Here is a 3,466-nt window from a genome sequence, read left to right on the forward strand (position 1 = left end):
ACGCCGCAATCGGGGCAACTCCAGTCGTCGGGGATCGCCTCGTAGCGGGTGCCGGGCGCGAGGCCATGCTCGGGGTCGCCGAGCGCTTCGTCATAGACGTAGTCGCAGACGGCGCAGTTCCATTTGCGGAAGGCGGGGGGTTCAGCGGTGGAAACAGCAGCGGACAGGTTCATGATGGAATTCGCCACGCGTCGAGCGCGGCCAGCAGTTGGTTGAAAATGATATCGAGTTCACCGCCCAGCCCATCGAGCCGGGGGTTGGCGTAGGGCTGGAACACGACCGACGCCGGCCGGTGCGCCACCCAAGTGCGGCCATCGGCCTCGTACAGGTGAATCCGCAGCGGGATGTCGATGCCGGCCGCCTTGTCCGCCGCCCACACCTTGACGGCGTAGTCCGGGCGGAATACTTCGAGCACCTGGTCGGCCGGCACGCTGATGCCTTTTTTGGCGCAGTTGGCCTGGCCATTGGCGTGCGCGACCAGCCCCATCGGGTAGGCGGCGATGGCGGCGATGAGCTTCTCCGCCGCTTCGTCGACGGAAAGGGAGACCGCGAAGCGGATCATGCGACCTCCAGTTCAGGCTGGGCCAGCGCGCAGGTGGCGGTGTCGAAGTCGTGCAGTTCCTTGCGCAGATGCTTGATCGCCGGGGTGACGATGGCGATGAAATACGCCTCGCGCAGGCGCCGCTGTGCCGCGTTGTTCGACAGGTAACCCTTGGCGCCCAGATGCAGCATCGCCGCGTGGGCGGCTTTCAGGCTGAGTTCGCCGCCGGCCAGACGCAGTTGCAGGGTGGCTTTCACGTGCGGCGCGCTGCCGTCGCGCTCGATTTTTTCGGCCAGGGCATACGTCGCGGCGCGGGCGGCATCGAGTTCGGCTTCCAGCGCGTCGGCCTGCACGTCGAGAAAGCGGTTGACGTGGCCGAACTGCTTGTCGGCGCGCTTCATCATCGCCACGCAGGCGTCGATCAGGCCGAGGCCCATCCCCATCTGCAGCAGGATGAAGGCCGACTTGGTGCGGTCGCGGAAGGCGTTGAATTCATCCGCATGGCACACCACTTTCGCGTCGGCGAGGAACACGTCGCGGAACTGGCAGGCGAAGGTGTTGGTGCCTTCCATGCCGATGAAATGCGCGTTCTGCAGCAGCGTGAGGCCGGGCGTGCTGCCGTGCATCAGGCCGATCACCAGTCCCGGCGTGTCGGGCAGGGTGGCGCCCATGTGGAAGTAATGATCGACACCGATGTTCGACACCCACGGCAGCACGCCGTTGATGACATAGCCGCCTTCGACCCGTTTGGCTTTGAGTCGCGCCTCCTCGATGCCGGCGCAGGATTTCATGCTGTTCGACTGCGCGGTGCCGCCGAGCACTTCGCCGCGCGCCATCAGCGGCAGCATCTCGGCCGCGAGCGCATGGTTGGAACTGTTGATTACGTACCACTGCAGCGCGTATTCCGCCCACAGCAGAAAGCCGGTCGACACGCATTCCTTGGAGACCTCTTCGATCACCTGGATCGCGTGCCTGAGGCCGTATGCGGTGCCGCCGTGCGCCACCGGCGTGAGGCTGCCGAGCCCGCCGAGTGCGCCCACTTTCTTGAGGAATGCGCCGGGGTAGATGCCCTTGAGGTCGATATCGACCACCTGGGGCGCCAGTTCGGCGGCGATCAGTTCGGCAAGGCCCGGCAGGATTTCAGCAGGCGTGTCCGGAAGGGCGGGGGCGAGGGCGGTGGCAGGCATGATGCGCTCCAGAAAAAATGACGGACGGCTTAGCCGAGTTCGACGCTGACGTTGACCGGATTGCGCAGCGTGTTGGCGACCGGCGACCAGGCGTTGGCATGCGCGACCAGTTCTTTCAGTTCGGCCTCGGAGGCATCGCCTTCCAGATGCACTTTCACCCGCACATCGGTGAAGCCCAGTTTCTTCAGCGGATCGAGATCGCCCACGCCCCACACCGCGGTGACGTTGATGTCGCCTTCGAGTTCGAGTTCGAGTCTGGTCAGGATGATGCCGCGCGCGACAGCGTTGGCATGCAGGCCGACCGACAGGCAGGAACCGAGCGTGGCGAGCACCGCTTCGGACGGGTTCGGCGCGGTGTCGTCGCCCAGCAGGTGCGGCGGCTCGTCGATCACGTGCGCGTCCAGATTGCGCACATAGGTGAGGTTGCGGAACTTGCTCTCGCACACGGTTTTGGCCTTCAGGGTGACAACCGACTGCGGATTGGCCTTGCCCTTGGTGGCGAGCGCGGCAAGGCCTTCGCCATCGATGGGTTCGAGCACGGTTTGGGTTTTCAGGGCGACGACTTCAGACATGACATGACTCCTCGGATTGGATGGGATCGGATAACCGATATGTCCTGTACTGCGATTCCCGTGCCAACTCGCGAAAAAATGTCAAGTCATTGATGTTTATGGGTTTATTTGAGGGTTGCCATGGGTTGCCAGGTCGCCACGCTAACAAATTGTCAACCATTGTCAGCCCATTTCCAGCCGCTTGATGCGGTAATTCAGCTGGCGTAGCGTCAGCCCCAGCATTTGGGCGGCGCGCGATTTGTTGCCGTGGGTTTGCGCCAGTGCCTGCTCGATCTGCTGGCGGTCGTGCGATTGCGCCGGCAGATAGGGACGCACGCTTGAGGGCGGCGGCAGATGGGGGGCTGCCGAGGCGACGGGCGCGCCGACGGCTTCGCTCTGGATCACGCGCTCGACTTCGTGCGCCGAAATCGTCGCGCCCTCGGCCAGCAGCACCAGGCGCTCCAGCACGTTGCGCAGCTGGCGGATGTTGCCCGGCCAGGCATAGTCGGCCAGCCGTTCCATGGCCTCCGGTGTCAGGCCGACGTTGCGCTGGTAGCTCTGGCTGATCAGGTTGAGCTGGTGGCGCACCAGCGGGCGGACATCCTCACGTCGTTCGCGCAGCGCCGGCAGGCGGATCGGAATGATGTTGAGGCGGTAGTAGAGATCGAGGCGGAAGCGCCCGGCTGCAACCTGTTGCTGCAGATCGAGGTTGGTGGCGGCGACGATGCGCACGTCGATCGGGGTTTCGCGCCGGCTGCCGACGCGCTGCAGCGATTTTTCCTGCAGCACCCGCAGCAATTTCACCTGCATCGCCAGCGGCAGGTCGCCGATTTCGTCGAGGAACAGGGTGCCGCCATGGGCCTGCTCGAAGTAGCCGGCGCGCGCGGTCGAGGCGCCGGTGAATGCGCCCTTTTCGTAACCGAACAGCTCCGATTCGAACAGGTTCTCCGGGATCGCGCCGCAGTTCACCTTGACGAAAGGCAGGTCGCGGCGCGGACTCGACAGATGCAGCGCGCGGGCGAACAGTTCCTTGCCGGTACCCGACTCGCCCAGCAGCAGCACCGTCACGTCGGTCGCCGATACCTGCTCGATCTGGCGCAGCGCATGACGCAACGCCGGCGATTCGCCGACAATGCCGAGCGAGGCCTGTTGCGGCGCGGCGCGTTCGAGCACCCATTTCAGTTCGC

5 protein-coding genes are annotated in these 3,466 nt (G+C 64.8%); all 5 read right to left on the reverse strand.

Features of this window, described 5'->3' with window-relative positions; genetic code table 11:
- Window positions 1–173 (reverse strand): rubredoxin (locus IV098_RS16125; protein ID WP_296890943.1); only part of this gene is annotated, 173 nt, incomplete at its 3' end.
- Window positions 170–562: a DUF302 domain-containing protein gene (locus IV098_RS16130; protein ID WP_296890935.1), complete on the reverse strand. Its 393-nt coding sequence runs from the start codon at window positions 560–562 to the stop codon at window positions 170–172. The genes IV098_RS16125 and IV098_RS16130, both read right to left, overlap by 4 nt.
- Window positions 559–1,728, reverse strand: a complete 1,170-nt coding sequence (locus IV098_RS16135) for an acyl-CoA dehydrogenase family protein (RefSeq protein ID WP_296890937.1) — start codon at window positions 1,726–1,728, stop codon at window positions 559–561. The genes IV098_RS16130 and IV098_RS16135 overlap by 4 nt, the downstream gene beginning before the upstream one ends.
- 29 nt (window positions 1,729–1,757) lie before the next feature.
- Window positions 1,758–2,300 carry an OsmC family protein gene (locus tag IV098_RS16140; protein WP_296890939.1) on the reverse strand — a complete coding sequence of 181 codons (543 nt, stop codon included), beginning with the start codon at window positions 2,298–2,300 and terminating at the stop codon, window positions 1,758–1,760.
- Window positions 2,301–2,462: 162 nt separating this feature from the next.
- On the reverse strand, window positions 2,463–3,466 hold a 1,004-nt coding region (locus IV098_RS16145), incomplete at its 5' end, for a sigma-54-dependent Fis family transcriptional regulator (protein ID WP_296890941.1).

Origin of the sequence: Thiobacillus sp. (genome assembly GCF_018780105.1) — a bacterium.
In the GTDB taxonomy this organism is placed as follows: Bacteria; Pseudomonadota; Gammaproteobacteria; order Burkholderiales; family Thiobacillaceae; genus Thiobacillus.